Source organism: Mycobacterium sp. OAS707 (genome assembly GCF_014873705.1).
In the GTDB taxonomy this organism is placed as follows: Bacteria; Actinomycetota; Actinomycetes; order Mycobacteriales; family Mycobacteriaceae; genus Mycobacterium.
In genome coordinates, this window is record NZ_JADBDS010000006.1 from 218,065 (window position 1) to 244,747 (window position 26,683).

At 65.8% G+C, this 26,683-nt stretch carries 30 protein-coding genes; 12 read left to right on the forward strand and 18 right to left on the reverse strand.

The features are described 5' to 3' along the window. The first annotated feature begins 7 nt into the window (after positions 1 to 7). The gene (gene dapD, locus GGC64_RS32315) at positions 8 to 952 is read left to right on the forward strand and encodes a 2,3,4,5-tetrahydropyridine-2,6-dicarboxylate N-succinyltransferase (protein WP_192726689.1); all 945 of its coding nucleotides are present in this window, start codon (positions 8 to 10) and stop codon (positions 950 to 952) included. A gap of 123 nt (positions 953 to 1,075) precedes the next feature. Further along, positions 1,076 to 2,359, forward strand: coding sequence for a nucleotide disphospho-sugar-binding domain-containing protein (locus GGC64_RS32320; RefSeq protein ID WP_192726690.1), 1,284 nt, complete (start codon positions 1,076 to 1,078; stop codon positions 2,357 to 2,359). On the opposite strand, the gene GGC64_RS32325 is transcribed toward GGC64_RS32320, so the two are convergent. Continuing rightward, positions 2,356 to 3,549: an ROK family transcriptional regulator gene (locus tag GGC64_RS32325; RefSeq protein ID WP_192726691.1), complete on the reverse strand. Its 1,194-nt coding sequence runs from the start codon at positions 3,547 to 3,549 to the stop codon at positions 2,356 to 2,358. The two genes, GGC64_RS32320 and GGC64_RS32325, sit on opposite strands and share 4 nt — an antisense overlap. Positions 3,550 to 3,601: 52 nt before the next feature. Here GGC64_RS32325 and GGC64_RS32330 point away from each other — a divergent pair, with 52 nt between their 5' ends. Further along, positions 3,602 to 4,780 carry an MFS transporter gene (locus GGC64_RS32330; RefSeq protein WP_192726692.1) on the forward strand — a complete coding sequence of 393 codons (1,179 nt, stop codon included), beginning with the start codon at positions 3,602 to 3,604 and terminating at the stop codon, positions 4,778 to 4,780. Here the strand turns inward: GGC64_RS32330 and GGC64_RS32335 are convergent. The 3 genes from GGC64_RS32335 to GGC64_RS32345 form a co-directional block, all read right to left on the reverse strand. Then, positions 4,777 to 5,334 (reverse strand): M15 family metallopeptidase, encoded by a 558-nt coding sequence (locus tag GGC64_RS32335; RefSeq protein WP_192726693.1) that lies wholly within the window; start codon positions 5,332 to 5,334, stop codon positions 4,777 to 4,779. The genes GGC64_RS32330 and GGC64_RS32335 overlap by 4 nt on opposite strands. 98 nt (positions 5,335 to 5,432) lie before the next feature. Beyond that, positions 5,433 to 5,783 (reverse strand): VOC family protein, encoded by a 351-nt coding sequence (locus GGC64_RS32340; RefSeq protein ID WP_192726694.1) that lies wholly within the window; start codon positions 5,781 to 5,783, stop codon positions 5,433 to 5,435. Between the two features lie 49 nt (positions 5,784 to 5,832). After that, a complete protein-coding gene (locus GGC64_RS32345; RefSeq protein ID WP_192726695.1) occupies positions 5,833 to 7,251 on the reverse strand; it encodes an acyl-CoA synthetase in 1,419 nt (472 codons plus the stop codon). Between the two features lie 41 nt (positions 7,252 to 7,292). Between GGC64_RS32345 and GGC64_RS32350 the strand changes: the two genes are divergently transcribed. The 3 genes from GGC64_RS32350 (at position 7,293) to GGC64_RS32360 (ending at position 9,132) form a co-directional block, all read left to right on the forward strand. Next, positions 7,293 to 7,829, forward strand: a complete 537-nt coding sequence (locus GGC64_RS32350) for an NUDIX hydrolase (RefSeq protein WP_192726696.1) — start codon at positions 7,293 to 7,295, stop codon at positions 7,827 to 7,829. Positions 7,830 to 7,900: 71 nt separating this feature from the next. Further along, on the forward strand, positions 7,901 to 8,674 hold the full coding sequence (locus GGC64_RS32355) for a glucose 1-dehydrogenase (RefSeq protein WP_192726697.1): 774 nt from the start codon (positions 7,901 to 7,903) through the stop codon (positions 8,672 to 8,674). A gap of 44 nt (positions 8,675 to 8,718) precedes the next feature. Next, complete coding sequence (locus GGC64_RS32360) at positions 8,719 to 9,132, forward strand: cupin domain-containing protein (protein ID WP_225952755.1); 414 nt, start codon at positions 8,719 to 8,721, stop codon at positions 9,130 to 9,132. 10 nt (positions 9,133 to 9,142) lie between these two features. On the opposite strand, the gene GGC64_RS32365 is transcribed toward GGC64_RS32360, so the two are convergent. Together GGC64_RS32365 and GGC64_RS32370 are read right to left on the reverse strand one after the other, a co-directional pair. After that, the gene (locus GGC64_RS32365) at positions 9,143 to 10,264 is read right to left on the reverse strand and encodes an alpha/beta hydrolase (protein ID WP_192726698.1); all 1,122 of its coding nucleotides are present in this window, start codon (positions 10,262 to 10,264) and stop codon (positions 9,143 to 9,145) included. A 37-nt stretch (positions 10,265 to 10,301) separates the two neighbouring features. After that, complete coding sequence (locus tag GGC64_RS32370) at positions 10,302 to 11,327, reverse strand: zinc-dependent alcohol dehydrogenase family protein (RefSeq protein ID WP_192726699.1); 1,026 nt, start codon at positions 11,325 to 11,327, stop codon at positions 10,302 to 10,304. A gap of 128 nt (positions 11,328 to 11,455) precedes the next feature. Here GGC64_RS32370 and GGC64_RS32375 point away from each other — a divergent pair, with 128 nt between their 5' ends. The 3 genes from GGC64_RS32375 to GGC64_RS32385 all read left to right on the forward strand — a co-directional run bounded on the left by GGC64_RS32375 (position 11,456) and on the right by GGC64_RS32385 (position 13,473). After that, positions 11,456 to 12,334: a helix-turn-helix transcriptional regulator gene (locus GGC64_RS32375; RefSeq protein WP_192726700.1), complete on the forward strand. Its 879-nt coding sequence runs from the start codon at positions 11,456 to 11,458 to the stop codon at positions 12,332 to 12,334. A 33-nt stretch (positions 12,335 to 12,367) separates the two neighbouring features. Then, positions 12,368 to 12,904, forward strand: a complete 537-nt coding sequence (locus GGC64_RS32380) for a pyridoxamine 5'-phosphate oxidase family protein (protein WP_225952756.1) — start codon at positions 12,368 to 12,370, stop codon at positions 12,902 to 12,904. A gap of 173 nt (positions 12,905 to 13,077) precedes the next feature. Beyond that, the gene (locus GGC64_RS32385; RefSeq protein ID WP_192726702.1) at positions 13,078 to 13,473 is read left to right on the forward strand and encodes a nuclear transport factor 2 family protein; all 396 of its coding nucleotides are present in this window, start codon (positions 13,078 to 13,080) and stop codon (positions 13,471 to 13,473) included. Here GGC64_RS32385 and GGC64_RS32390 read toward each other — a convergent pair. Together GGC64_RS32390 and pruA are read right to left on the reverse strand one after the other, a co-directional pair. Beyond that, the gene (locus GGC64_RS32390; RefSeq protein WP_192727001.1) at positions 13,470 to 14,429 is read right to left on the reverse strand and encodes a proline dehydrogenase family protein; all 960 of its coding nucleotides are present in this window, start codon (positions 14,427 to 14,429) and stop codon (positions 13,470 to 13,472) included. The two genes, GGC64_RS32385 and GGC64_RS32390, sit on opposite strands and share 4 nt — an antisense overlap. Then, a complete protein-coding gene (pruA, locus tag GGC64_RS32395; protein WP_192726703.1) occupies positions 14,429 to 16,069 on the reverse strand; it encodes an L-glutamate gamma-semialdehyde dehydrogenase in 1,641 nt (546 codons plus the stop codon). Before pruA ends, GGC64_RS32390 begins: the two co-directional genes overlap by 1 nt. 92 nt (positions 16,070 to 16,161) lie before the next feature. Between pruA and GGC64_RS32400 the strand changes: the two genes are divergently transcribed. Continuing rightward, entirely contained in the window at positions 16,162 to 17,742 is a 1,581-nt protein-coding gene (locus tag GGC64_RS32400) for a CdaR family transcriptional regulator (protein WP_192726704.1), read from the forward strand. An 8-nt stretch (positions 17,743 to 17,750) separates the two neighbouring features. On the opposite strand, the gene GGC64_RS32405 is transcribed toward GGC64_RS32400, so the two are convergent. Further along, entirely contained in the window at positions 17,751 to 18,179 is a 429-nt protein-coding gene (locus GGC64_RS32405) for a hypothetical protein (RefSeq protein ID WP_192726705.1), read from the reverse strand. A 99-nt stretch (positions 18,180 to 18,278) separates the two neighbouring features. Between GGC64_RS32405 and GGC64_RS32410 the strand changes: the two genes are divergently transcribed. Both GGC64_RS32410 and idi read left to right on the forward strand, forming a co-directional pair. Next, the gene (locus GGC64_RS32410) at positions 18,279 to 19,148 is read left to right on the forward strand and encodes a MerR family transcriptional regulator (protein ID WP_192726706.1); all 870 of its coding nucleotides are present in this window, start codon (positions 18,279 to 18,281) and stop codon (positions 19,146 to 19,148) included. A 52-nt stretch (positions 19,149 to 19,200) separates the two neighbouring features. After that, complete coding sequence (gene idi / locus GGC64_RS32415) at positions 19,201 to 19,791, forward strand: isopentenyl-diphosphate Delta-isomerase (RefSeq protein WP_192726707.1); 591 nt, start codon at positions 19,201 to 19,203, stop codon at positions 19,789 to 19,791. Here idi and GGC64_RS32420 read toward each other — a convergent pair. The 9 genes from GGC64_RS32420 to crtI are packed head-to-tail and all read right to left on the reverse strand — an operon-like array spanning position 19,733 to position 26,681. Continuing rightward, a complete protein-coding gene (locus GGC64_RS32420; protein WP_192726708.1) occupies positions 19,733 to 20,065 on the reverse strand; it encodes a DUF3140 domain-containing protein in 333 nt (110 codons plus the stop codon). The genes idi and GGC64_RS32420 overlap by 59 nt on opposite strands. After that, a complete protein-coding gene (locus tag GGC64_RS32425; RefSeq protein ID WP_192726709.1) occupies positions 20,066 to 20,278 on the reverse strand; it encodes a DUF2945 domain-containing protein in 213 nt (70 codons plus the stop codon). A 37-nt stretch (positions 20,279 to 20,315) separates the two neighbouring features. Next, positions 20,316 to 21,320 carry a DUF5914 domain-containing protein gene (locus tag GGC64_RS32430; protein ID WP_192726710.1) on the reverse strand — a complete coding sequence of 335 codons (1,005 nt, stop codon included), beginning with the start codon at positions 21,318 to 21,320 and terminating at the stop codon, positions 20,316 to 20,318. Next, a complete protein-coding gene (locus tag GGC64_RS32435) occupies positions 21,317 to 22,840 on the reverse strand; it encodes an FAD-dependent oxidoreductase (protein ID WP_192726711.1) in 1,524 nt (507 codons plus the stop codon). Before GGC64_RS32435 ends, GGC64_RS32430 begins: the two co-directional genes overlap by 4 nt. Next, positions 22,837 to 23,547 carry a class I SAM-dependent methyltransferase gene (locus GGC64_RS32440; protein WP_192726712.1) on the reverse strand — a complete coding sequence of 237 codons (711 nt, stop codon included), beginning with the start codon at positions 23,545 to 23,547 and terminating at the stop codon, positions 22,837 to 22,839. The genes GGC64_RS32435 and GGC64_RS32440 overlap by 4 nt, the downstream gene beginning before the upstream one ends. Further along, positions 23,544 to 23,873, reverse strand: coding sequence for a lycopene cyclase domain-containing protein (locus tag GGC64_RS32445; RefSeq protein WP_192726713.1), 330 nt, complete (start codon positions 23,871 to 23,873; stop codon positions 23,544 to 23,546). The genes GGC64_RS32440 and GGC64_RS32445 overlap by 4 nt, the downstream gene beginning before the upstream one ends. After that, a complete protein-coding gene (locus GGC64_RS32450) occupies positions 23,870 to 24,214 on the reverse strand; it encodes a lycopene cyclase domain-containing protein (RefSeq protein WP_192726714.1) in 345 nt (114 codons plus the stop codon). The genes GGC64_RS32445 and GGC64_RS32450 overlap by 4 nt, the downstream gene beginning before the upstream one ends. Positions 24,215 to 24,216: 2 nt before the next feature. Next, positions 24,217 to 25,167 (reverse strand): phytoene/squalene synthase family protein, encoded by a 951-nt coding sequence (locus tag GGC64_RS32455; RefSeq protein WP_192726715.1) that lies wholly within the window; start codon positions 25,165 to 25,167, stop codon positions 24,217 to 24,219. Next, entirely contained in the window at positions 25,164 to 26,681 is a 1,518-nt protein-coding gene (crtI, locus tag GGC64_RS32460) for a phytoene desaturase family protein (RefSeq protein WP_192727002.1), read from the reverse strand. Before crtI ends, GGC64_RS32455 begins: the two co-directional genes overlap by 4 nt. Between the last annotated feature and the right edge of the window lie 2 nt (positions 26,682 to 26,683).

Here is a 26,683-nt window from a genome sequence, read left to right on the forward strand (position 1 = left end):
TTGGACCGTGACATCTGCAGCAGGCGTCGGCCTGGCGACCATCGCCGCCGACGGATCCGTCCTCGACACCTGGTTCCCTTCGCCCGAACTCGGCGGCGACGGCCCTACGGGCACCGTGCGACTGTCAGTCGCCGAAGTGCCGCCCGAGCTGGCGGAGTTGACCGGCCGCGACGACGACCGTGACGTCGAGACGGTCGCGGTGCGCACCACGATCGCGTCGCTGGACGACAAGGCCACCGACGCGTACGACGCCTACCTGCGGTTGCATCTGCTTTCGCATCGGCTGGTCGCACCACACGGGCTGAACGCCGACGGTTTCTTCGGCGTGCTCACCAACGTCGTATGGACCAACTACGGCCCGTGTGCGGTGGCGGGCTTCGAAGTGGTGCGGGCGCGCCTGCGTCGTCGGGGACCGGTCACCGTCTACGGCATCGACAAGTTCCCGCGGATGGTCGATTACGTGGTGCCCGCCGGCGTGCGAATCGCCGACGCCGACCGCGTGCGACTGGGTGCGCACCTGGCGTCCGGCACGACGGTCATGCATGAGGGCTTCGTCAACTTCAACGCCGGCACGCTGGGCAGCTCGATGGTCGAGGGCCGTATTTCGGGGGGCGTGGTCGTGGGCGACGGCTCCGACGTCGGCGGCGGCGCGTCGATCATGGGCACGCTGTCTGGCGGCGGCACCGAGGTCATCTCGGTCGGCAAGCGCTGCCTGCTCGGCGCCAACGCCGGGCTCGGCATATCGCTGGGCGACGACTGCGTCGTCGAGGCCGGGCTTTATGTGACCGCCGGGACCAAGGTGATCACCGGCGACGGTGAGACCGTCAAGGCCCGCGAGCTGTCCGGCGCCAGCAATCTGCTGTTCCGGCGCAATTCGCTGTCCGGTGCGGTCGAGGTCGTCAGGCGCGACGGCACCGGCATCACGCTCAACGAAGCCCTGCACCAGAACTAACCACCCGAACTCCCGCTAACTACCGCGAGCGTGCGTGTCTGCACAACGACACGCCGCAATTTGCGTGCATTTTGCGCACGTTCGTCGCGCGCCGAGCGCGCGATGACGGCGTAAGTTGCGATCATGAACCAGCCGACGGTCGCATTGTTTCCGGAACCCGGCGCGTGGGGGCCGACGAACAACCTCGTCGCTCTCGGAAATCACCTGCGGGAGCGGGGCATCCGGACGGTCTTCGTCGTAGAGGAATCATTCGACGGTGAGCTCAGCAAGCGTGGCTTCGAAGAGCGGCTGATGCGGATGGCTCCCCCGCCTCCGGAGGGCTCGGAGATTGTCGGGGGAGGATGGGCGGAGTTCGTTCGCGAGACGTCACCGCAGTTTCGCAGGCCGACCATCGAACAACTGGAGACCGTGACGGCGCCCATCTGGGCCGAATTCGTCGACGGCGCCGAGTATTCACACGACAGACTCACCGAGATCTGGGCCGAACTGAGGCCGAATGCGATCGTGCACGACTGCGTGGCCAGTTTCCCGTCGGTGTCGTTGGCCGGCTGTCCGTGGATTCGTGTGGTGTCGGCCAACCCGCTCGAGATCACCGACCCTGACATTCCGCCGGTGTTCTCCGGCTACTCCTCACGCGACCGCAGCGGGTGGGACGAATTCCGGGTCGAGTACCGCAGGCTGACCGATCCGCTTGTCGAACGGGCGTCGGCGTTTCATCAGCAGTGCGGCGCACCACCGTTGCCCGACGGCGAATTCCAGTACCAGTCACCGTATCTCAACCTCTACATGTATCCGGCCGAACTCGATTATCAGCGGTCACGCCCGCTGGGATCCACGTGGCACCGCATCGACACCTCGACCCGCAACTCCGATGGCGCCTTCGACGTATCCGAAAAGGTAGGCAATGACGGCAAGCTGGTTTACCTGTCACTGGGCAGCCTCGGCTGCATGGATGTGCCGTTGATGCAACGGGTGATCGATTCGCTCGACCGGACGCCGCACCGGGTGATCGTCTCGATGGGCCCGCTGCATGACCAGCTCAGGCTCGGCGACCGGATGTGGGGTGAGCAATTCGTCCCACAGACCGCGATCGTGCCGCAGTGTGACGTGATGATCACCCACGGCGGCAACAACACTGTCGGCGAGGCGTTCACGTTCGGGGTCCCGACGATTGTGCTGCCGCTGTTCTGGGATCAATACGACAATGCACAGCGAATCGACGAATGCGGTTACGGCGTACGGCTTTCCACCTACGAGTTCACCGATGACGAGCTACATGACACGATTGACCGACTCAGCGGCGATCGGCAATTGGCGGCGCGCCTGGCTGCGGCGGCCAAGCGGTTGAAGGGTTCACCGGGCCGGGTGCGCGCCGCGGACCTGATCGAAAACGTAGTCCGCGGTTAATCGCGTTGCCGCTCAAACCATTCCGCTAACCCTACCGGCGTGGTGATGCGATCCAACGCGAGGGCGACGGCACCGTGAAGGGGACCGTCCTCGCCGTGCTCCGCATCGCGCACCGGCGGCGGAGAGCTCTTGCGGAAGGCCATCAGTCCGTCGCGGTACGCGTCATCGAAGGCTTGCGGCGCGGCCGCTCGCAGCATCGCCGCAACGCCACCCAGGGTGACGACCTCAGGGTCGTGCACATTGACGAACGCACCGATACCCGCGCCCAGTGATGCCGCGACGGCTTCAAAAGCCTTCTGGGTCTTCTTGTCTCGAGTGGGCCGGCCGAGCACGTCATGTACGTACACGACCGCATCATCGGGTGGCGCATCGCCGAGGTACCTGGCAAGGGCGCGCCCGTCGACGGTGAGATCCCAGCAGCCGCGGGCGCCGCACGGACAGACGAGCGCGTGATCTCCGAACGGCACGTGGCCGTATTCACCCGCTGCGCCGTGAAGGCCGGTGAGCGGCTCGCCATTGACCACCAGCGTGCCGCCGATACCTTCGGCGACCATCAAATACAGCGTGGTCGCGGCCGAACGGGCTGCGCCAGTGCGGGCTTCGGCCAATCCCGCCAGCGTGGCGTCGTTACCCAGGAGCAGGTGGATGCCGGCGCGCTCGGGGATCTTTTTGGTCAGCACCGAAACGTCGACGTCATTCCAGCCTCGCGGGGTGAACTGACCCAGCCTGGCTCCGCTGATGGGGCCTGCGGCCGACACCGCTATTGCCCTCAGCCGCTTTGACTTCCGCCGGTAGAACGCCGCGATCTCCCTTGCGATAGGCGTGAGCACGTCGTCAGAATTCCCGCTCACATAACCGGCCTGGCCGACGACCTGTGGCACGCCGTCAAGACCCGCAACAGCCAGCCGCCAATCGGCGGCGCGCAGATCGACCGCGAGGACCAGCGGACCATCGGCATGCGGGCTTAGCACCGTCGTAGGTCTGCCGCGGCCCCGCGCGGGGGCGGGGCTTTCGTCGAGCAGTCGAGCTTGCCGCATCCGCGCAAGCAACTCGGTGGCACCGCCGCTGCCAATGCCGAGGCGCTGCGCAGCAGCAGCTCGTGTGATGCCCGGCTCGGACCGCACCACCCCGATGAGTTGAGCGGCGCTCAACCAGCGCGCATGTGCGGCTTGCCGCTGCTCGTGTGCCATCGCCGGTAGTATCCCACTTGAATATGCTCGGGCGCCGAGTATATTCGGGAACATGACCCTGGCAGTCGAGCGCGTTCCGGCACGTGGCCTTCGTGAAAGCCTGCCCGGGCTGCTGTCGCTCGCATTGGCGTCGTTCCTGGCAGTGACGACCGAGGTATCGATGGTGGGCCTGTTACCCGACGTCGGCGCCAGTTTCAGGGTGTCCGATTCCGTCACGGGCCTGCTGGTGAGCCTGTACGCGGTGATGGTCGCGACGCTCGCGGTGCCGTTGACCCTGGCCACTTCCCGGTTCGGCCGCAAGCCACTGCTGCTGACGACGGTGCTCGGCTACGCGCTGAGCAACGCGCTCGTCGCCGTCGCGCCGGAATTCACCGTTGTCGCAGTCGGGCGCGCGGTCGGCGGCATGACCCACGCGCTGTTCTTCTCGTTGATGATCGGATACGCACCGCGATTGGTCTCGCGCGGACACGTCGGCCGCGCACTCGCGTTGGCGGGCGGCGGCGCGTCGGCGGGCATGGTGCTGGGCGTGCCGTTGACGACATCGGTCGGTACCGCGGCGGGTTGGCGAGTGTCCTTCGGCCTGTTGGCTGCGCTATCGATCGTGACGTTCGTGCTCGTGGCCAGATTGCTGCCGAGCGTGACTCACGAGCCGGGCTCTGGTGGTTCCATCCGAGCGGGCCGCCGCGCACTCACGGCGGTCTCCGTGTCCAATATGTTCTCGTTCCTCGGGCAGTTCACGGTTTACACCTTCGTCAGCGTGCTGTTGCTGTCCAGCGGCGTCAGTCCTGCGTTCGTCGGCCCAATTCTGTTGGCGTGCGGTGCATGTGGACTGATCTCGCTGTGGTGGGTAGGCAGGCATCTCGACCGTAGCCCCAGGCGAGCCGCCGTGATCGTGCTGACGATAGTGATCGGCGCCGTCGTCGTCCTCGGCGGCACAATGCCGTCTCTGGTCGCGGTGATCGTCGCGGCGGCCGTCTGGAACGGTGCGTTCGGTGGGTTGCCCTCCATCTACCAGGCGTGTGCGGTGCGCACGCACGCGGTGTCGCCGGAGTTGGCGGGCGCCTGGGTGAATGCGACGGCCAACGCGGGCATCGCAGGCGGGTCGGCCATCGGCGCGGGTCTGCTGCAAGTAGCCGGGCTGTCGTCGTTGCCATGGGCCGGTGCAGCATTGATCGGTGTCGGCCTGGCGATAGTCATGTTGTCTCGCAAGGCATTTCCCGCTAGGACTTAACCTGCCGCGTTGGGCCGCAACGGCGGGCAGTTGCCCTGCGGGTCGACCGCGAGCTCGAAGTGCCACAGCTCGTTGGCGTAGATCTGGCACAGGCCGAACTGGGCGCCGTTGCGGATCAGCCATTGGTCGGCGTCGACGGGAGCGACGTCGACCGCTTGACCCACAACATGTTTCGACACTTCAGGCGATGCGACGAACTGTCTTGCGATGTCGACGCTGCCGTAGCTACGCACGGCGTCGTCGAACAGTCGCTGTTGGAAGCCGATCGAGCGCCAACCCGAATTGATTCGTAGGTCGATGCCCTGCTGCTTGGCGGCGTTCGCTGCGTCCTGAACCGCCTTGAGCAGAGCCGGGTCGAGTTGCGCCACCGCCGGATTCGACAGGTCGAATGGGCTCAGCGGCTGTCCGTCGGGAATCCATCCGCCGTAGGTGTCGGTGGCCGCGGGGCCGATGGTCAGCGGTACCGGAGCAGGGGTCGGTTCGGTGGTGGACACGGGCTCGACGGGGACGACGGTGGCGCAGCCGCTGATGAGCAACGCTGTCGCGCTCAACAACCGACGAGCGTGCGCAGAATGCACGCGAAATGCGGCGTGTCGGCGTGCAGACGCGCACACTCGCGGTAGTAGCGGCGGTCGCGGTAGTTCTGGCGCCATCAATCTTTGGCCGCGAGGATGCAGAACTCGTTGCCCTCCGGGTCGGCAAGCACCACCCACGTCTGCTCGCCTTGACCGATGTCGACATGCTTGGCGCCCAAACCGATCACGCGGTCGACCTCGGCCTGCTGATCGTCGGGTCGAAAGTCGAGGTGAATGCGATTCTTGACCACCTTGTCGTCGGGCACCGCGATGAACAGCCAGTTCGGTCCGGCGCCGGGCGGGGCCTCGAGAACCACATCGCCGTCCTTGTCGACGTGATGCTCCCAACCCAGCACCTTCGACCACCACGCGCCCAGCGCGTTGGCGTCATGGGCGTCGATGCAGATCTCGTCGAACGTCAGACTCATTTCTCGACTCTCGCTCGCTCCGGTCCTCGCTCGTTCCTCGCTGCGATCCTCACTCGCGTTCGTCTTCGGGCCACCCGGTCAACTCCTTCTTCAGCACCTTGCCCATCGCATTGCGCGGCAGACTCTCCACCCGCCGCACCTCACGTGGTCGCTTGTGGACCGAAAGTTGTTCGGCCACAAAGTCGGTCAGGACTTGCGGGTCGGCGTCGCCGACGACGAACGCGACGATGCGCTGGCCGAGATCGTCGTCGGGTGCGCCGATGACGGCCGCCTCGGAAACGCCGGGGTGGCCGAGCAACACGGTTTCGATCTCGCCTGCACCGACGCGGAAGCCGCCGGTCTTTATCAAGTCGACGGATTCGCGGCCGACGATGCGGTGCATGCCGGCGTCATCGATCACCGCGACGTCGCCGGTGCGGTACCAGTCACCGTCGAACGCCTCGGCGGTGGCGTCCGGCCGGTTGAGGTAACCATCGAATAACGTCGGGCTCTGAATCTGTAGTCGCCCAATGCTTTCGCCGTCGTGTGCCAGCGTGGCGCCGTCATCGTCCACCAACCGCGTCTGCACGCCGACCAACGGCAGTCCCACCGAACCGGGCCTGCGCTCACCGTCGGCGCGGGTGGACAGCGTGATCAGCGACTCGGTTGAACCGTAGCGTTCCACCGGCTGATGCCCGGTCAGCTCGGCCAGCTTGTCGAAGACCGGCACCGGAAGCGGCGCGCTGCCCGACACCAGCAGTCGCGCCGACGACAAAGCGTGTGCCGCTGCCTGATCGCCGACGACTCGCGTCCATACCGTCGGCACCCCGAAATACAAGGACCCGCCCGCCGCCGCATACGCCGAAGGCGATGGTTTTCCCGTGTGCACGAAGCGATTTCCGATCCGCAGCGATCCGAGCAACCCGAGTACCAGCCCGTGCACGTGGTACAGCGGCAGCCCATGCACGAGCGTGTCATCCGGCGTCCACTGCCACGCCTCGGCGAGCATGTCGATGTCGGCGGCGACCGCGCGCCTGCTCACCACCACGCCCTTGGGCGGACCGGTGGTGCCCGACGTGTAGATGATCAACGCGGTCGCGTCCGGATGCGGCTCCGGGTAGCGATGCCACGACCGCGCGTGCACGCGCACCGGGATGTGCGGCAGACCGTCCGTCTCGTCGGGCTTCTCGCCCAGCCAGGCCTGTGCACCGGAGTCGGAGAGGATGTGCAGACGTTCGGCCGCGCCGACGTCCGCGGGCACCGGTACGACGGGCACACCCGCGATGAGGCAGCCTGCGACGGCCAACACCGTCGCGGCTGTCGGAGTCGCCAGCACGGCCACGCGATCGGCATTGGCCACCCGCTCAGCCACCGACGTTGCGGCGCCGACGAGATCGCTGCGGCTGAGTGTGGCGCCGTCAATGCGCACCGCGTCGCCGACATCGGCGCCGCCGGCGACAGCAGAAGGGTCCAGCGAGGCCAAGAGCACGAGGTGAGGTTACCCATTCGGCGCTCGGCGATACTGAGCGCGTGAACCAGATCCATCGAGTGGGCTCGCGTGAGGTGTACCGGAACAACTGGCTGACACTTCGCGAAGACGAGATCCGGCGGCCCGACGGCACGACCGGCATCTATTCGGTGATCGAAAAACCGACCTATGCACTGGTGATCCCCCAAGACGGCGACCGTTTTCACCTGGTCGAGCAGTTTCGGTATCCGCTTGGCATGCGGCGATGGGAGTTTCCCCAGGGCACCGCGCCCGGCCACGAGGAATCGGATCCGATCGAGCTGGCCCACCGCGAGCTGCGCGAGGAGACCGGGCTTCGGGCCACGTCGATGGAGTTCCTCGGCGTGCTCGACGTCGCGCCAGGGATGAGCAGCCAGCGCGGCCGGGTCTTCCTCGCGACCGGCTTGACCGAAGGTGACCACGACCGTGAGCACGAAGAGCAGGACATGCACAGCGAGTGGTTCTCCCGAACGCAGCTGGAGGGCATGATCCGCGACGGTGCGATCACCGACGCCCAGACCATTGCCGCCTGGGCGTTGCTGTTGCTGGCAGGACGTTAGCGGGATGCACTGTCGGTACACGTTTCGGTAGGGACTCCCTCATCCGGACGAAAGCGGCTTACGTCGATGGCATGACTTCAAACCCTTCCTACGACTTCAGCGGTCAGGCGGCCTTGGTCACCGGCGCGGGCTCCGGTATGGGTCTGGCCACCGCTCAAGCGTTCGCCGAAGCCGGCGCAGCGGTCGTGATGGCCGATATCGACCCCGTGACGTTGAAAGCCGCCGCCGACACGTTGAGTGAGGCTGGGCACGAAGTGCTCGCTGTCGAGTGCGATGTTCGCGACGAGGCGAGTGTCGCCGGTGCGGTGCACGCCGCCGTCGAGACGTTCGGCCGAATCGACATGGCGTTCAACAACGCCGGAATTCAGGTGCCGCCATGCGATGCCGCTGACGAGGCAGCCGAGGTGTTCGACCGAGTCAACGCCATCAACCTTCGTGGCGTATGGGCCTGTATGAAACACGAATTGGCCCAGATGCGTGTGCAAGGCAGCGGCGCAATCGTCAACTGTTCCTCCCTCGGCGGGCTTGTCGGCCTTCCCGGTCGCGCGGCTTATCACGCGTCCAAGCACGGCGTACTCGGTCTGACCAGCAGCGCGGCGCTGGAGTACGCGCCACGCGGCATCCGGATCAACGCGGTATGCCCTGGCACCATCGCGACCCCGATGGTCACCGAGATGATCGACAATGGGGAACTGGACCCAGCCGAAGCCATCGCCAACCAGCCGATCAACCGCCTCGGCGAAGCCAGTGAGGTTGCCGCCGCCGTCCTCTGGCTCTGTAGCGCCGGCGCCAGCTTTGTCGTCGGCGTCGCACTGCCGGTCGACGGCGGTTACACCGCACGCTGACAGGGAACAACCGATTCCAATCGAGACTGCTGGAAAGGATGACCATGCAATCCGACGACACCATGGAAATCTCGTCCGACGAATCACGGCCCGCCACTGCGGGACCCGCCGACACCTTCACCGGCGATGTCAGCGTCAAGCCGCTGTTCGGTCCAAACGCCGTACGGACCTTCAGCTCAGCAGAAGTGACCTTCACGCCGTGCGCGCGCACCGCCTGGCACACCCACCCCGCCGGACAGACGCTCATCGTGACAACGGGGGCCGGCTGGATCCAGCAATGGGGCGGCGAGAAGCAGGCGATCAAACCCGGTGACGTGATCTGGACACCACCCGGGGTCAAACACTGGCACGGCGCCACTGACTCAAACACGATGACCCACATCGCGATTCAGGACAGCGTGGACGGCAAGCCCGTCGACTGGCTCGAGCACGTCACCGACGACCAGTACCTGAGTTGAGGGTTGACCGTCACCTCAGGCTGGTCTGGAAGAACGTCGTCAGCTTGTCGAACGGGATGAGATTGACCCGGTCGTAGAGATCCACGTGACCGGCACCAGGAATGATCACCAGTTCCTTGGGCTGACCGGCACGGCGGTAGGCCTCTTCGCTGAACTCCCTGGAATGCGCGTTCTCGCCCGCGATGAAGAGCATCGGCCGCGGAGAGATCGTCTCGATGTCTTCGAACGGATAGAAGTTCATGAACTTCACATTGCTGGTCAGCGTCGGGTGCGTGGTGAACTGATCCGTCGTGCCCGGTGGGGTGTACGCACCGCGAGAGGTGCGGTAGAAGTCGTAGAACTCGCGTTCAACCGGTGTCGACTCGGGTGTCAGTTCGTGCACGGTGCCGCTGGTGTATTCCGTTGCCCCGCCTGCAAATTCCACATCGCGCTGCTCGGCGGCCGCTGCGATCGCTTGCTTGCGCTGTTCGACGGTCTGCGAGTGTCGCAGCCCGTCACGGTTGGCAGCGCCCATGTCGTACATGCTGACGGTGGCGACGGCCTTGATACGCGGATCGATCTTTGCGGCACTGATCACGAAGCTGCCGCTGCCGCAGATTCCGAGTGCACCGATCCGCTCTCTATCGACAAATGACTGGGTACGCAGGAAATCGACTGCGGCGCTGAAGTCTTCGGCATAGATGTCCGGTGACACGGCGTTGCGCGGCTGACCATCGCTCTCGCCCCAGAACGACATATCAAGGGACATCGTCACGAACCCCCGCTCGGCCAACTTGGTGGCATACAGGTTCGCGCTCTGCTCTTTGACGGCCCCCATCGGATGTCCGACGACCATCGCTGCATTCTTCGCGTTGCGGTTCAGATCCTTCGGGACGAAGAGGTTTCCCGCCACCTTCATGCCGTACTGGTTCTTGAAAGACACCTTCTGAACGTCCACGCGGTCGCTCGTATAGAAGTTGTCGGCACCGTTGGACCGGTCCCCCGCGGCCAGGCTCGGCATCGCCCGGGTTGCCGACGGCGCCGAGGTGGCATTGCGGTCGGACGGAGCGCAGCCCGAAGCGGTGATTACACCGAGCAAAGCGGCACCGGCGCCGAACCGGCGGATCACGTCGCGTCGCGTGGTCGTGTTCATTCTCGAGACTCCTTGCTATGAGTTGGGTGCGCGGGGCTCAGGGCCGCAGCAGCACCTTGATGGCTTCACGTTCGTCCATCGCCCGGTAGCCCTCGGCTGCCTGGTCAATGGGTAGTTCGAGGTCAAAGACCTTGCCTGGATTGATCTTTCGATTCCAGATCAGGTCGATCAGCTCGGGGAGGAAGCGGCGTACCGGGGCGGGGCCACCGTGGAGGTGGACGTGAGACATGAAGAGGTCGTCGCCGTTGATCTCGACGTCGTGCAGCACACCGACGTAGCCGATATGACCGCCAGGCCGGGCCGTGCCCATCGCCTGCGCCATCGACTGCGGAGTACCGACTGCTTCCACGACAGAATGCGCGCCCAGTCCATTGGTCAACTCCTTGACCTTGGCCACACCCTCTTCGCCACGCTCTGTGACGATGTCGGTGGCCCCGAATTCCACCGCGAGCCGCTGCCTCGGCTCGCGCCGGCTCATCGCGATGATCCGTTCTGCACCAAGCTGTTTAGCGGCAAGCACCGCCATCAGGCCGACCGCACCGTCGCCGACGACCGCCACCGTCTTACCCGGACCGGCAGCGGCCGCGACCGCACCGAACCACCCGGTACCGAGCACATCGGAGGCAGCCAGGAAGCTGGGCACCAGATCTTCGGATGGAACGTCAGGCGTGGCCACGAGCGTGCCGTCGGCCAGCGGCACTCGCATCCGCTGTGCCTGAGCCCGACCCGTGGTGCCGAGCACCTCGCGGTTGACGCACGACGTCTGGTAGCCGGCCTGACAGATCTCGCAAGTGTTGTCCGACGCGAAGAACGAGCCGACGACGAACTGGCCTGGCTTGACCGTGGTGACCGCGTCGCCGACCTCGTCGACGATGCCGACGTACTCGTGGCCCATATGGAACGGCTCGGTGACGTCGTCGGCGCCGCGGTACGGCCAGAGGTCCGACCCGCAGATGCAGGTGGCCGAGAGCCGGATGATCGCGTCGGTCGGCTTCAGAAGCTGGGGTTCCTCGACGTCCTCGACCCTTACATCGCCGGGGGCATACATCACGACACCACGCATCAAGACCTCCTACCAATCGAACTGACGATGACCAGGGAACTCCCTTCACAGTCGATGTGGGAGTGCCTGATGAGAGGTGTACTGAGAAGGCATCCCACCCGTCCCCAAGCAGCCGTACGGTGGTTGACGTGGACAATCGCGCCGAGGTCCGCGAGTTCCTGGTCTCGCGACGTGCCAAAGTCACCCCGCAGCAGGCGGGGTTGCCAGTCATCGGTACCCGCCGGGTGCCGGGTCTGCGCCGCGGCGAGGTCGCAGCGCTGGCCGGGGTGAGCATCGAGTACTACAGCAAGCTGGAACGCGGCGCGCTGGCCGGTGTGTCGTCGTCGGTGCTCGACGCGATCGCCCGCGCGCTTCAACTCGACGACGCCGAGCGGGCACACCTCTTTCACCTCGCCCACGCCGCCGACGGCACCAGCGCAGGAATGCGTCCGCGGCGACGGCCCGCGAAACGGTGGACACCCCGTCCAAGCCTGCAGTGGGTGCTCGACAAATACACGGGCCCGGCCATCGTGCGCAACGGCCGCATGGACCTGCTGGCGGTCAACCATCTCGGTCGCGGCATGCACTCCTCGATGTACGACAACTGCACGACCGAATATCCGAACTTCGCCCGCTATACATTTCTCGACGAGGACTCCCGTCGCTTCTATCCCGACTGGGACGGAGCCGCAGATATCTGCGTATCGATTCTGCGCACAGAGGCCGGCCGCGATCCGTTCGACACCTTGATGCACGATCTCGTCGGCGAATTATCCACCCGCAGTGAGGATTTCCGCCGCCGGTGGAGCGCACACGACGTCCATGCCCACGGCGCCGGCCTCAAACACTTTCACCATCAGATTGTCGGCAACCTCGAATTGGCCTACGAAAGCGTCGACATGGTGTCCGAACCTGGACTCTCACTCACCTTCTACGTCGCGGAACCGGCATCCGCGACCGCGCATGCCCTCGACCTGCTTGCCTCGTGGACGGCCAGTCAGATGGCAGAGGAAACCCAATCCACCTGATGAGTTCTCGCGGCGCGCGCGGTCTATATGGGCATGAACATCGAAGCGAAGAATCTCGACGGCTACGGAACACCTCCGATCGACTGGGGGCGGGTGCGCGACGTGCTGACCTCCGAGATCACCCAAGCACCCGACACCGGCGGTCCGAACCGGCACACCGTCTGGTTGACGACTATCAACCCTGACGGCTCACCGCACGTGACACCGGTGGGCATCGTCCACGTCGACGGGGTCTGGTATTTCACCTCCGGGCCAGCCACTCGCAAATCCCGCAACATCGACGCTGACCCGCGCTGCGTCGTCAGCGTCGCGACGCAGCCTTTCGATCTCGTAATCGAGGGAACGGCCACGCGCGTCACCGATGCGAGCGAACTCCGTTCCGTCGCCGAGGAATACAACAAAGACGACGGTTGGCCCGCAAAGGTCGAGGGTGATGCATTCACGGCCGAGTACAGCGCACCGTCAGCCGGGCCGCCACCGTGGCACGTCTACAAGATCACGCCGGCGACCGTGTTCGCGTTCGGCACCGCCGAACCCTTCGGCGCCACCCGATTCCACCTCACGCGATGAGTTTTGAACCACGTGGCTGTCTACACCGTGGAAAGAGAACGAGCGGACGAAAGGGGTGACACGAATGACCGCGATGTACGGAATGATGGCGATGGTGCCAGTCCTGTTCGCCAGTGCAGGCTACGTCCTCGTGTCCTCCGGCGGTACCGCCGAGAGAAAGGGCTGCAAAGCCGATGACTGACCAGGACGCCATCCGCGAACTGATCCTCCGCTGGGCCGACGCCGTTCACACTGGTGACCTCGAAACCGTTGTGGCCGACCGTGATCCGGACATCGTCATGTTCGACGTGCCGCCGCCGTACGACGGTCTTCGCGGCATCGACGCCTACCGGGACTCCTGGCCGGATTTCTTCGAGTGGCAGCGCCAGGGCGCCGTCTTCGAAATCACCGAACTCGACGTGACGGCCGGGGCCGACGTGGCGTTCGCGTACGCGCTGGCGCGCTGCGGTAAACCGGAGGACTTCGAGAAGAACCCCGACAATCGCCTGCGGATGACCTTCGGCCTGCGCAAGCGCGACGGCCGCTGGGTGGTCACCCACGAACACGGATCGTTCCCGCTGGCCGGCTAGTGCCTGCGCTCCGCCAGCGCCCGCAGGAAGAACGTCAGGTTGGCAGGCCGCTCGGCCAGCCGGCGGACAAAGTACCCGTACCACTGTGTGCCGAACGGGACGTACACGCGGACGTGGTTGCCCTCCTCGGCCAACCGCCGCTGCTCAGCGTCGCGGATGCCATACAGCATCTGGTATTCGAAATCGTCTACGCCGCGCCCGTTCTCGCGAGCCAGTGCGGGCACCGCCTCGATGATCTGCGGATCGTGAGACGCCACCATCGGATAGCCGGACCCCGCCATCAGCACCTCGAGGCACCGCAGGTATGAGCCGGTGACGTCATCGCCGGACCGGAAGGCCACCGACGCGGGTTCATCGTAGGCGCCCTTGCACAGCCGGATCCGCGCGCCCGCGAACTCACGGCAATCGCCCTCGGTGCGCTTCAGGTACGCCTGCAAAACGGTTCCCAGCCAACCGAACTCGGTCCGCAAGTCGCGCACGATCGACAGCGTCGAGTCCGTGGTGGTGTGGTCTTCGGCGTCCACCGTGACCCAGGCGCCCACCTGCTGCGCACGCTCACAGATCGTGTGCGCATTCTCCAGCGCGATCTTCTCGCCGTCCCGCGGCAGCGCCTGCCCGAGCGCCGACAGTTTCAGCGAAACCTCAAGGGGTCGCACTCCCCCCGCGGACTCGCTGCGGCTCCCCAGTGCGTCGAGCAGTCCTAGGTAGGCGTCGACGGTCGCGTTCGCCGTCTCGACGTCGGTGACGTCTTCGCCGAGGTAGTCGATGCTGACCAACCGTCCCGAATGTCGCAGTTGTTCAACGGAGTTCATCGCATCGGCAACGGTCTCGCCCGGCACGAAACGATGCACCACATCGCGGGTGACAGGCAACCGCTCGGCGGTGCGGCGCAAGCCTTCGCGCCGGCTGGCGGCCAGGATCGCCGGGCGCGCGACCCGGTGGAAAAGCTCAGTCATCATTCGCTCTCCATGTGCGGGTAGGTGTGGTCGGTCGGCGGCACGAAGGTCTCCTTGATCGACCGCGCCGACGTCCAGCGCAGCAGGTTCAGCGCCGAACCGGCCTTGTCGTTGGTGCCCGACGCTCGCGACCCGCCGAACGGCTGCTGCCCGACGACGGCTCCGGTCGGCTTGTCGTTGACGTAGAAGTTGCCCGCGGTGTGACGCAGCCGCTTCTCGGCCGTCAGCACCGCGGCGCGGTCGTCGGCGATCACCGCACCGGTCAAGGCGTACTTCGCACCTGTGTCCACGACATCGAGAATCCGGTCGTATTCGTCGTCGGCATACACGTGCACCGACAGGATCGGCCCGAAGTACTCGGTGCAGAACGACTCGTCGGTCGGGTCATCGGAGAGCAGCACCGTCGGCCGCACGAAATAGCCTTCGCTGTCGTCGTATTCGCCGCCAACGGCGACCGTCACGTTGGCCGCACTCTTGGCCCGTTCGATCGCCTTGACGTTTTTTGCGAACGCCCTCTCGTCGATCACCGCGCCACCGTAGTTGGACAAGTCGGTGACGTCGCCGTAGCGCAACGCTTCGGTGGCCGACAGGAAGTCGTCGCCCATCTGCTGCCACACCGAGCGCGCGATGAACGCGCGCGACGCCGCAGAGCACTTCTGTCCCTGGTAGTCGAACGCACCGCGGATCAGGGCCGTGCGCAGCACATCCGGGCGCGCCGACGAGTGTGCGACGACGAAGTCCTTGCCGCCGGTCTCGCCGACCAGCCGCGGGTACGTGTGGTACCGGCCGATGTTGTTGCCGACCTCGCGCCACAGGTGCTGGAACGTGCCCGTCGAACCGGTGAAGTGGATGCCTGCCAGACGCGGATCTGCAAGGGCCACATCGGAAACCGCGATGCCGTCGCCAGTCAGCAAGTTGATCACCCCGGGCGGCAGCCCGGCCGCCTCCAGCAGTTGCATGGTCAGATAGGCGGCGAATGTCTGCGTCGGCGACGGCTTCCACACCACCGTGTTGCCCATCAACGCCGGCGCGGTCGGCAGATTGCCCGCGATCGCCGTGAAGTTGAACGGCGTGATCGCGTAGACGAAGCCCTCCAGCGGCCGGTAGTCGGTGCGGTTCCACACGCCGCGGCTGCTGATCGGTTGCTGCGCCAGGATCTGTCGCGCGAACGCGACGTTGAACCGCCAGAAGTCGACAAGCTCGCACGGCGAGTCGATCTCGGCCTGGTAGGCGGTCTTTGACTGGCCGAGCATGGTGGCCGCGGCGATCTTCTCCCGCCACGGTCCGGCCATCAGGTCGGCGGCGCGCAGGAAGATCGCGGCGCGCTCGTCGAACGGGGTGGCCTCCCAGTCCGCCTTGGCGGCAATCGCCGCCTCGATCGCGGCGGACGCGTCGGCGTGCTCGGCGTTGGTGAAGGTGCCAAGGCGGCCAGCAGGGTCAGAGTGCCGGTGCGGCTGGACCACGTCGACCCGTTGACCGCCGCCCATGCGGTGTCTGCCGCCGATGACGTGCGGCAGGTCGATCGGCTGCCGGGCGAGGTCGCGAAGCTGTTCGGTCAGGCGGGTGCGTTCACCCGAACCAGGCACGTATTCGTGAACCGGCTCGTTGGCCGGAAAGGGCACGTCGGTGATGGCGTCCATGCAGCAAGGATCCCCGGAATGCGACGCACAACACATGGCTGATCGGACAACGCCGTCGACCATCTATAGTCGAATCGGACAAAGGAGTGCGGATGGCTGTGGACTCTCCAGGCCTGGGTCTCGGCCAGCTTCTGCTGGCCCTCGACCGCACGATGGTGACGCTGGTGGAGGCGCCGCGCGGCCTGGACATGCCGGTGGGTTCGGTGGCGCTCGTCGACGCCGACGACGTCCGACTCGGCCTCGCGGTCGGGCCGGGCTCAGCCGACCTGTTCTTTCTGCTCGGCGTGTCGGATGCCGAGGCAGTGCGCTGGATCGGCCAGCAGAGCGGAAGCGTCCCGGCGGCCATCTTCGTCAAAGAGCCGTCGGCCGCAGCGATCAAGCGTGCCGTCGCACTCGGCATCGCGGTCGTGGCCGTCGAACCGCAGGCGCGGTGGGAACTGCTGTACAAGCTTGTGAACCACGCCTTCGAACACCACGGAGACCGCGGCGACCCGGCGTATGACTCCGGCACCGACCTGTTCGGCCTCGCGCAGTCGATCGCCGATCGCACCCGCGGCATGATCAGCATCGAGGACGCGGACTCGCACATGCTGGCCTATTCGGCTTCCAGCGACGAAGCCGACGAACTGCGAAGGCTGACGATCCTGGGCCGGGCAGGCCCGCCCGAACACCTCGAATGGATTGGACAGTGGGGCATTTTCGACGCGTTGCGTGCCAGCGGCGACGTGGTTCGAGTGGCCGAACGTCCGGAGCTGGGGCTGCGACCGCGCCTGGCGGTCGGCATCCATCTCCCCCCGACCGACTCACGCAGAAGGCCCGGATACGCGGGAACCATTTGGCTGCAACAGGGTTCGGCGCCATTGGCCGACGATGTCGAGGACATCCTGCGGGGCGGCGCGGTGCTCGCGGCGCGGATCATCTCGCGGCTGGCCGCGACGCCGTCGACGCATACCATGCGTGTACAGGAATTGCTCGGTCTGGCGGGCGACGATACCGACGTCGGCTCGATCGCCCGCGAACTGGGCATCAGCCTCGACGGACGTGCTGCGCTGATCGGCTTCGTCGGCGTCGAGAAGTCGGTGCCTGCCGATGTGATCGCGTTGAGCGCCAGCGCTTTCCGCGCCGATGCGCAGATCGCGTCGACAGGCGAGCGCGTCTACGTGCTGCTGCCCAACACCGGCGGCGCTTCGTCGGTGACGTCGTGGGTGCGCGGTGTGGTCGCGGCGCTGCGACGCGAACTCGACTTGACGCTGCGTGCAGTGATCGCCGCGCCGTTGGCGGGGTTGGCATCAGTCGCGGGGGCGCGCGCCGAAGTGGACCGGGTATTCGACAGCGCCGAGCGTCACCCCGGTGTCATCGCACAGGTCAGCTCGCTCGACGAGGCACGCACCACCGTGCTGCTCGACGAGATCGTCTCGCAGGTGGCCGGGCAACCGCGATTGGTCGATCCGCGGGTGCGGCAATTGCGTGAGCAGGAGCCGATGCTGGCCGACACGCTGAATGCGTACCTTGATGCGTTCGGAGACATCGCGACGGTCGCACAACAACTCCACGTGCATCCGAACACGGTGCGCTACCGCGTCCGCCGGATCGAAAAGCTGCTGTCGACGTCGCTGGACGATCCTGACGACCGGCTGGTGCTGGCGCTCGGATTGCGCGCCACCGAGCGCTAGTCAACCCGTCAGGGCCGGCTTTCGTGACCGGGCTTGCCATGGGTGCGACGGCGTTCCTTCATCTCTGCTTCGAAGACGTGCCTGACTCCCTGTTGAAGTTCGTCTCGGACCTGGCGCTCGTGCTCACGGAACACCGACCAGTAGTTGTCGTCGAAATCCTCGACGATCTGGAAGGTCCATCGGCCGTGCAGGACATTGCGACCGACGACCTCCGCCTCGAGCCTCTCGGCGATCGCGCCGTGGCCGGCTTTCCTGAGCTTGTCGCATGCATCGCCGAGCAGCAGATCGGCATGTCCCATCAGTTGGTGAAACGAGTACAGCTCGCCACGCGCACGTTCTACGCATTCCATTGCTTCTGATACGGCGCCGACCGCCTCAACCGTCGCATCGTCCATCCCCTCGGGGCGCATGCGCTGCCCTGTGTCCATCTGAGTCATAGTGCCGACATACCCATTTCGGGACCGAATGCATCGTTTGTGCATTGATGATGCTCGCTGGGGGGCAACCTGGCTCTATCCTGTCGGGTTGGAGGCACAGTGAACCAGACGTCAAGACGCATGGGCCGTCGCGAGGATCGTGACGCGGACCTGCCGCAGTACACCGTCGGTGTGGTCGCGGAGCGCATCGGTGTGCCGATCGCCACCCTGCGCAGCTGGAATCAGCGATACGGCGTGGGACCGCCCGACCACCACCCCGGCAGCCACCGGCTCTACAGCCAGAACGACATCTTGATAGTGGAGCGGATGCACCACCTGATCGGCGAAGGCGCCAGCCCCCGCAGCGCCGCGCGCGCCGCACTTGATGCCGTTGTTCCGCCCAGGGCCGATACCGAAAACCTGCTCGCCGCCGCCTTTGATCTGGACATCGTCCGCGCAGGCCGACAGCTGGAAGGCCACCTGCGCCACTACGGCGTCGTCGACACGTGGGATCTGTTGATACGGCCCGTGTTTTCGGCCATCGAAGCGCGACAGGCCGACGGCGAAGGATGCATCGATGTCGAACACGCGCTTTCGTGGGCGGTCTCGCGGTCGTTGCAGCGTGTGCCCATCGCGGCCGCCAACAAATCTGCTTCCACGATCCTGGCGTGCAGCGAAGGCGAGACCCACACGCTGCCCATCGAGGCGCTCCGCGCGGCGCTCGGGGACCACGGCCACGGCTCGTTGATGCTTGGCGCCGACGTGCCGCCCGCCGCACTCGTCGACGCCATTGAACGCACCCCCCGGCCGACGAACGTGGTGTTGTGGGCGCAATCCACCGACACCGCCAACATCGCGATGACCAAGGCGGTCGTCGCCGCTCATGCGCGCCTGTTCGTCGGCGGCCCCGGATGGCAGTCGGCGCGGCTGCCGAAGAAGGCGGTCCGGGTGGACAGCCTCCAGACCGCCCTGCAGGCACTGGTGGAGTAGACTGGCCAGAGCTGCATCGTTTCCGCATCGATTGATTGGGTACCCGTGGCAGATGCCTGAGACCGCATTAGCCGGCACTGACGAATTGGTGGTGCTGGTCGACGACGATGGACGAGAGCTTGGAACCGCCGCGAAAGCCTCCGTCCATCACGAGAAAACACCTCTGCATCTGGGCTTCTCCTGCTACGTCTTCGACGCCGAGGGCCGCGTCTTGATGACCAGGCGCGCACTGGGCAAGCGGACATGGCCCGGGGTGTGGACGAATTCGTTCTGCGGCCATCCCGCTCCCGGTGAAGCCGTCATGGATGCGGTGCACCGACGGGCCCGCCAGGAACTCGGCCTGCGTATCGATGGCCTGACCTGTGTGCTGCCCGACTACCGGTACCGCGCGGTTGCCGCCGACGGCACGGTCGAAAACGAACTCTGCCCGGTGTTCTGCACCATCGCATCAGGGCCCGTCCACCCGGTGCCCAACGAGGTCATGGACCACGCCTGGGTGCCATGGGCCGAATTGCGGACGGCCGCCGCGCTGCGCTGGGCGATCAGCCCGTGGGCGGCCGAACAGATCCCCCTGCTCGAGGCCGCTACTTACACGGATCGTGGCCCCAATTCATCAGTGAGTAGCGCCAAGCCGAGTCGGTGACGTCGCCGGACGGTCGTTGCGCGAGGTGGCGACGCGCATACCCGACGACCTTGCGCATGTGCGCGTAATCGCCGCCAGTCAGCTCTGATTTCTTGGAACGCAACAGATCGACGATCCACCGGCCGCTGGCGTGACCAGTCGACTCCCCGGTGCCTTCTTTCTGCCCGACTTTCTTCGATTCGATTGTGTCGAGCCACTTCTCGAGCTCAGCGGCAGACATGTTGACGGTGTCGCGGAAATCCTGCCAGGCTGCCTTTGGGTCGTCGATCGTCATTCAGTTCGCCCGACGCAAAGATTCCGGCTTGTGCACAGCGTCACGCCCGCTCTTGTCACTGCGCACGCGGTACTGCGGTTCAGCCTTGGATGCGCGGACCATGCGCCCAGCCGTTGCCGTGTCGGCGGTGATCTTTTCCTCGACGGCGCCCGTGACCGTGCTGCCGTGACTTTTCCAGGTGACCTTGTCACCCTTGCGAAACTCTTTGCTCATGCCATTCGGATACCCGGCAAATCGATGCACAAACGACTCACCGAGTGCGCAGGCGATAGATCCGCTCGGCATAGGCGAGGTCGTCGCGCCACAGCCGGGTGGCAGCGCGTCGCATCGCCGGCCTGATCAAGGGTGCGGCGCGCAACGCGTGGCCGAAGCCCGGCCGGTCGGAGTGCGCGACGACCGCTTCGAGGACAGCGGTGCGAGGCAACCCGTCGGCTCCGGGTCCTACTGGCGTGGCGTGCGTTTCGACGACGCTGCCCGTTCCCTCACCGTCGACGATGCGCATCACTATCGTCCGCGGTTCCGGACTCGTGAACTCGGCGACGACGGGCACCCCTACCCTGCCGATCCGAAACGTCACCGCGACCAGGAAACGATCCTGCTCCTCTGGAACATCGTCGTCCGCAGGCGGGGCGGTGAGGACGTCGAGCCGAGTAAACGAATACGGGTGAAACCATGAGCCATGCCAGGGGTCCATCCGGTTGGCGATGACGTCTTGCGGCTCGCACGTACCGACCAGCCGTGTCACCGCGTCGATCTGCGCGCCGCGCGGCCGCTCGGAAAGCACCGGGCGCTCCGTGGGCGGCTCACCGCCGATGCCGTCCAGACGCACCCAGGTCAGCACGCCGTCGTCGTACGACGGATAAGGCCGCCAACCGAATTCGCGCCCACCGTGCAGGCGTAACCCGTGCCACGGGCATACCAGCGCGCCGCAGTCGACAGTCCCCGTCGTGAGGTCGGCACCGAGGTGTGGGCATGCCTCCGGCCCGATATGCACAGCGCCGCCTTCGCCTCGCCACGCGACCAGTTCGACCCCGGCAACCGAAACAGCAAGCGGTCGCTTACGGATGGCATCGCTGGCGGCAATCGCATACCAGTTGCCGCTTGGGCGGCGCTGGGAGCGGCGTAACGCGGCGTTGATGATGGCAGGCGCGGCATCGCGATAGGTCGGACGTTGTTGCGACCAGCGCAGGGCCGGAAGCACTTGAAAGGGCGTCGTTTTCGACAGGCGTGACGTGAGGTCGGCGAACCTGCTCATCGTTGTGACCGCCTTTCGCGGTTGGCAAGCCGGCTCAGAAGACCCATCCGGCCAGAGTTCGGGACGGTGTGCAGCGGGTGACCTCGGATCCCGAATCGCTGCAGTTGCCCGTTGGCGGCCGCCCAACCGGTCGTGGCGGCCCGTTCCATCAACGCGACGGGTAGGTCGATGCGGATGCCGTCACCGGCCAGCATCACCGCGGGGTTCGGTGTGGCCACGCCGGGACGCCCCTCGAAGTCGCCCGGCGCGAACCGCGGACAGTCGTTGTGGCACAACACTTTTTCACCGACAATTCTGGCGTCTCTGGTTTCCGGGTACAGCTCACGTAGCCGATCCAACAAGTCCTCACGCACGTTCGCATGGGTCGTCACCGCGTATGAGTGCAGTTCGACGACGGAGCCGCCGGTGCGCTCAGACCATGCTTTCGCTTCGCGTTCGTAGCGATCCAGCACGCTGACGTTGTCCAGCGGAGCGCGTCCGCCGGTGCCGACGAACGGTGCCCGGTCGGGGTTCACTTTGCGGTCAAGCCACAACCGCAGTACGACAAACGGCGGCGCAATGCCCAGCTTCGACACACTCTTGCGCCAGTCGTCGTCCCCGAGGGTGGGTGAGTTCTCCACGATGCGCTGAAGGCCTGCGACATCCGTCGCCAGCACCACGCCGTCGGCATCCAGCCGGGTGGAAGGATCGCAGTGCACGGCGATAGCACCATCGACACGTACTTCCTGCACGGACGTTCCGGTCAGGAACCGAACGCCGAGCGACTCCAGATAGTGGCGCAACGGATTCCACAGGGCGACATCGAAATTGGCGTCTGCGACATCGAAGAGCAGGCCCTCACTGGAGCCAAGGAAGTAGATATGGAACATCGCCGCAAGTTCTGCGGCCGACAGATCGGCCGGTTCGGCGAAGAAGCTGCGCGAGAACACCTCGAACGCCAGATGCCGCGCCGCTTCTGGGAAGTTGATGTCGCGAAGAAACGAATCGGCGTCGACATGGTCGAGCCGGTGATACACGTCGGGCACCGACACCGCGGCCAGCGGGCCGGCTGCGCGCACATTCAGCCGCACCAGATCCCGCACCCGAAAGGTCGGACTGCGCAGCGCAAATGCCAACGCGTTGAAAGGTGGCCTCAGCGGCAGCCCGCGAAACGTGTCCAGCCGGCCGACTCCGTCGATCAGTGGATAGTCATCGACGGGCGCCAACATCGACAACCCTGAGTCCACCCGACGCAACAGGTTCCGCAGGTTGTAGTACTGGCGGAAAAATGCGTGAAACCCGCGGTTCATCGCCACATCGGTGCCATCAGGCAAGGTCTCTGTCCAGCCACCGACCCGGCCGCCCAGGTAAGGACGCTGCTCGACAACGTCGACCGTGACGCCGCGCTCTGCCAGTCCCGCCGCGGCCGCCAGCCCGGCGATCCCTCCGCCGACGACCACGACATGCGGCCTGCTGGGCAGCGCCCCTGCATCGGGAACGCCTTGGGGTGCGGCGATCGTCACGCGTCGCGGATCAGTCATCGTGGCGCCTGCCCCAAGAAGGTGTGGACAACATTTCGCTGCCAGCCGGGCACCGTTTCGCTGCGCACCGAGGTGAAGCCGTTGGCGCGCATCCTGTCTCGAAACGCGGCTGCGCCGTCGAACCGGTTGACGCTTCGCCTGAGGTACCGGTACAACGCGGCGTCACCGCTGCGCATGCGGCCGCTGGGAATGATGATCGTCGCGCACACCGCGTTCCACACGATCGTGGCGAGCCGGGAATCGCGCACCGAGTACTCGTGAACGGCGAGCGTTCCACCCGGCCGCAACAACTCCCGAAACCTCTGCAGCTGGCCGTCCTTGTCTTCGACATTACGCATGAGATAGGCGGCCAGAATGCCGTCGAACGGGCCGCGCACCCCTGCCTCGGCCAGGTCTTCTATGCGGCTCTCAACGAACCGCACCGAGGTCGGCCAGCGTTTGGCGGTCGCCTGCGCCAACATGCCACTCGATGCGTCGACGGCGACGATTTCGGCCTGCGGGGCCACCGCGACCAGTGCGGCCGTGGATGCGCCTGTGCCGCAACCGGCGTCGAGCAGACGCAGCCCCGCGCCGTCCCCTGGCAATCGCATCCGCTGCGCCGACAGCCTCAGATGGCCGTGGTATCCGGGATTGGCGCCGACGAGTTTGTCGTAGGCCGGCGCGCCGGCATCGAACGCCTCAGGGATATCGCCGTACGACAGGGTCATGAAACCGCCCTTTCGCGGTCGCGTTGCCGCAGACGTTCCCACAGCAGCAGCACGGCGGTCACCATCGCCCAGCCAAACAGGAAGTCTTCGACGGGGATGTCGAACGGAAACCGCACGCCTGCGGTGTGACGCTCGTTGTAGATGACGATCGGGGCGTTGAGTTTGGTGAGCCAGCCGTCGACCGGAATCTGGAAGCCCAGCACGATCACCATCGAGATCCAGTACGCCGCACGGCGAAACAGCCCGGTGTGCAACACGGCGAACTCCAGTATGCACACCACGACGACCGCTATCACGGCCGGCACGGTGTACCCGAGGCCGATCATGACACCCGCGCCGCTTCGGATCGGTTACGCCGCAATCGCTTCAGAAGCGCCTCGACGGCGTTGTACGTCAGCAGCCCGCACAGCGGGATCACGACGAAGAACAACAACTCCTCGATCGGTATCCGACCCAAAAGCTCGACACCGGTAACGTAGAGCGGGTTGTAGGTCCACACACCCGCCGCGATGGCGACCGCATCCCAGATCACGAAGACCGCGGCGACCGGGATTATCGCGCATACAGTGCGCCACGGCTGCCGGTATACGCCGGGACCGAGAAGTTCCAGCGGCAGCGTGATCGCCAAACATGCTGCGAGAACGAACAGATACTGCCAGTGGCCCATGGTCACGCCCCTTTTGCACCCCGCGCCCTGGCAACCCACGCTTTGGCCAGTCCGGCGCCGGCGACCTGAAGGCGCCTGCCCATGCCGACGGTGGCGCGCTGATTGAACACCGCGAAGTCGAGTGCTTCGATGCGGTCCAGTATCTCCGAATACAAGGTGAACGCCGCGGCGATGCACGGCCTCGACCGCGGGTGCAGCAGTGGAATGCCGCGGCGCGCATAGTCGTAGATGCGCCGGGTTTCGGCGTGCTGCTCTATCAACGCTCTGCGGACCCGGGCATCGGTGCGCTGATGGGCGTGACACCACATCAACACGTCGCGGTTCACCTGATGTACAGCGAGCTCATCGGCGGGCAGGTAAATCCGGCCGCGCTCGAGGTCTTCACTTATGTCGCGAAGAAAGTTGGTGAGCTGGAAGGCTTTTCCCAATGCCGCGGCGTACGGGGCGGCTTCCTCGCGCTCACACACCGTGCCGAGGACGGGCAGCATCTGCAAGCCGATGACTTCTGCCGAGCCGTACATGTAGCGGTTCAGTGCCGCGCGGTCGGCGTAGTCGGTGGTGGTCAGGTCCATCCGCATCGAGGCGAGGAAGTCGTCGAACAACTCCCAGCGGATCCCGTACTTGTGTGCGGTGTCGACCACCGCGGCCAGAGCGGGATCGCCGCCGTCGGCGGCGCCGCCCACCATCCGATTGAACAGCTGTGTCGCCAGGCATTGCAGCTCGTGTTCGCGATCGGCGGTCTGCAGCGCCGGATCGAAGTCATCGAGGATGTCGTCCGCGCGTCTGGCGAAGCCGTACAGGGCGTGCACGGCAGGGCGCTGCTCGGGAGCGAGCAGCCGGGTGGCCAGAAAGAAGGTGCGCCCGTGCTGCGAGTTGAGCGTTCGGCAACGCCGATAGGCGTTGCGCAGCGCGGGATCTCGGACACCGGCCGCATGGAGTTCTGAACTGATCATGTTTGCACCACCCGGGGACGGCGTTGACGGCGCTGCTGTGAGACGGCGCCGGTAATTCGGTCGGCGGCCAAGCGACCCGAAAGCAGGGCCGTGGGCACCCCGACTCCCGGCACGGTCGACGATCCGGCGAGGACCACGTTGTCGATACCGCGCACCGTGTTGGCCGGCCGGAACGGGCCGGTCTGGGCGAAGGTGTGCGCCAACGCGAATGGTGTACCTGCCACCATTCCCTGCCGCGCCCACGCGGCAGGATCGTCGACGTGCAGCACCTCAGCGTCGACGCCGAGTGCAGGCAGCCGGTCGTGCACAGCCTGCAGCATCTGCTCGGCGTAGCCCGTTCCCCTACTGGCCCAATCGACCTTGCCGACAGCGATATTCGGTGCCGGGGCCAACACGTAGAGCAGGTCACGGCCCGCTGGAGCCAACCGGGGGTCACCGGCCGTTGGCCGGGTGACCAGCAGCGAGGGATCGGCCATCAACTGCCCGTCGTCGATGATGTCGCGAAACGTCTGCTGCCACGCCTCACCGAACACGATGTTGTGGTGGCCGATGTCGTCACCCACCGCGCGACAGCCCACGTGTGCGACAACGGCAGACGGCGCCGGACGCAGCGGCAGCAGTCTGCGCGGTGTTCGGCCCAGCAGTCGATAGGTGTCGGGCAGCTCGGTTGTCAATACCACTGCGTCGGCCGGAATCCGGTCCCCGCCGTCGGTGTGCACAGCCGTGATCTGCGCTGCACTGCGCTCCAGTCTGGAAACGGCTGCGCCATAGCGGAAGTCGACGCCTGCGTGGATGGCGGCCGCGGCGAGGGCGTCGGGAAGCGCGCGCATGCCGCCGCGTGGGAAGTACACCCCGGAAATGGTGTCCATGTAGGCGATGACCGCGTAGACGGCCAAGGCCCGCTCCGGTGGAACCCCCGCGTAGAGAGCCTGGAAGGTGAACACCCGCTGCAATCGCTCATCGCTGATGAATTGGCGGACCACCCGATCCCAGCGCCGGAAACCACCCATCGCGGCGAGTCGAGCGAGCTGCGGGGTGAGCAGCGACAGCGGCGAGTCGAAGTTCGCGGCGATGAACCCCTCGAACTCGACCTCATACAGCCGGGTCAGCCAATCCCTCAGCTGCAGATAGCCGTCTGCCTGTTTACGGCCGGCGAATCGCTCGATCTCTGTGGCCATCGCGTCGCGGCCACTGTGCACGTTCAACGCGCTGCCGTCGGCGAACGAAGCGCGATAAGCAGGATCGACGCGCATCAAATCGAGCCGGTCGGAAAGCGTTTCGCCGACGGCGGCGAAGGCGTCGTCGATGATGTCGGGCATCGTCAGCACAGTCGGACCCGTGTCGATTACGTAGCCGTCGATGTCGAGCCGGCCGACGCGGCCGCCTGGATGCGGTGCCCGTTCGACGACAGTGACGTCCCTGCCGCGACCGGCGAGGTGCAGCGCCGCGGACAGTCCGGACAGTCCAGCGCCAACCACGACGACGCGGTTCGCGTTCTTCCCGATGATCCGCATAT

Excerpts from the sequence above, each read along its gene's own strand:
- GGC64_RS32320 (WP_192726690.1), top strand. The coding sequence starts at position 1,076 with ATGAACCAGCCGACGGTCGCATTGTTTCCGGAACCCGGCGCGTGGGGG.
- GGC64_RS32325 (WP_192726691.1), bottom strand. The coding sequence starts at position 3,549 with ATGGCACACGAGCAGCGGCAAGCCGCACATGCGCGCTGGTTGAGCGCC.
- GGC64_RS32330 (WP_192726692.1), top strand. The coding sequence starts at position 3,602 with ATGACCCTGGCAGTCGAGCGCGTTCCGGCACGTGGCCTTCGTGAAAGC.
- GGC64_RS32340 (WP_192726694.1), bottom strand. The coding sequence starts at position 5,783 with ATGAGTCTGACGTTCGACGAGATCTGCATCGACGCCCATGACGCCAAC.
- GGC64_RS32355 (WP_192726697.1), top strand. The coding sequence starts at position 7,901 with ATGACTTCAAACCCTTCCTACGACTTCAGCGGTCAGGCGGCCTTGGTC.
- GGC64_RS32360 (WP_225952755.1), top strand. The coding sequence starts at position 8,719 with ATGCAATCCGACGACACCATGGAAATCTCGTCCGACGAATCACGGCCC.
- GGC64_RS32365 (WP_192726698.1), bottom strand. The coding sequence starts at position 10,264 with ATGAACACGACCACGCGACGCGACGTGATCCGCCGGTTCGGCGCCGGT.
- GGC64_RS32370 (WP_192726699.1), bottom strand. The coding sequence starts at position 11,327 with ATGCGTGGTGTCGTGATGTATGCCCCCGGCGATGTAAGGGTCGAGGAC.
- GGC64_RS32380 (WP_225952756.1), top strand. The coding sequence starts at position 12,368 with ATGAACATCGAAGCGAAGAATCTCGACGGCTACGGAACACCTCCGATC.
- GGC64_RS32385 (WP_192726702.1), top strand. The coding sequence starts at position 13,078 with ATGACTGACCAGGACGCCATCCGCGAACTGATCCTCCGCTGGGCCGAC.
- GGC64_RS32390 (WP_192727001.1), bottom strand. The coding sequence starts at position 14,429 with ATGACTGAGCTTTTCCACCGGGTCGCGCGCCCGGCGATCCTGGCCGCC.
- pruA (WP_192726703.1), bottom strand. The coding sequence starts at position 16,069 with ATGGACGCCATCACCGACGTGCCCTTTCCGGCCAACGAGCCGGTTCAC.
- GGC64_RS32400 (WP_192726704.1), top strand. The coding sequence starts at position 16,162 with ATGGCTGTGGACTCTCCAGGCCTGGGTCTCGGCCAGCTTCTGCTGGCC.
- GGC64_RS32405 (WP_192726705.1), bottom strand. The coding sequence starts at position 18,179 with ATGACTCAGATGGACACAGGGCAGCGCATGCGCCCCGAGGGGATGGAC.
- idi (WP_192726707.1), top strand. The coding sequence starts at position 19,201 with ATGCCTGAGACCGCATTAGCCGGCACTGACGAATTGGTGGTGCTGGTC.
- GGC64_RS32420 (WP_192726708.1), bottom strand. The coding sequence starts at position 20,065 with ATGACGATCGACGACCCAAAGGCAGCCTGGCAGGATTTCCGCGACACC.
- GGC64_RS32425 (WP_192726709.1), bottom strand. The coding sequence starts at position 20,278 with ATGAGCAAAGAGTTTCGCAAGGGTGACAAGGTCACCTGGAAAAGTCAC.
- GGC64_RS32430 (WP_192726710.1), bottom strand. The coding sequence starts at position 21,320 with ATGAGCAGGTTCGCCGACCTCACGTCACGCCTGTCGAAAACGACGCCC.
- GGC64_RS32435 (WP_192726711.1), bottom strand. The coding sequence starts at position 22,840 with ATGACTGATCCGCGACGCGTGACGATCGCCGCACCCCAAGGCGTTCCC.
- GGC64_RS32440 (WP_192726712.1), bottom strand. The coding sequence starts at position 23,547 with ATGACCCTGTCGTACGGCGATATCCCTGAGGCGTTCGATGCCGGCGCG.
- GGC64_RS32445 (WP_192726713.1), bottom strand. The coding sequence starts at position 23,873 with ATGATCGGCCTCGGGTACACCGTGCCGGCCGTGATAGCGGTCGTCGTG.
- GGC64_RS32450 (WP_192726714.1), bottom strand. The coding sequence starts at position 24,214 with ATGGGCCACTGGCAGTATCTGTTCGTTCTCGCAGCATGTTTGGCGATC.
- GGC64_RS32455 (WP_192726715.1), bottom strand. The coding sequence starts at position 25,167 with ATGATCAGTTCAGAACTCCATGCGGCCGGTGTCCGAGATCCCGCGCTG.
- crtI (WP_192727002.1), bottom strand. The coding sequence starts at position 26,681 with ATGCGGATCATCGGGAAGAACGCGAACCGCGTCGTCGTGGTTGGCGCT.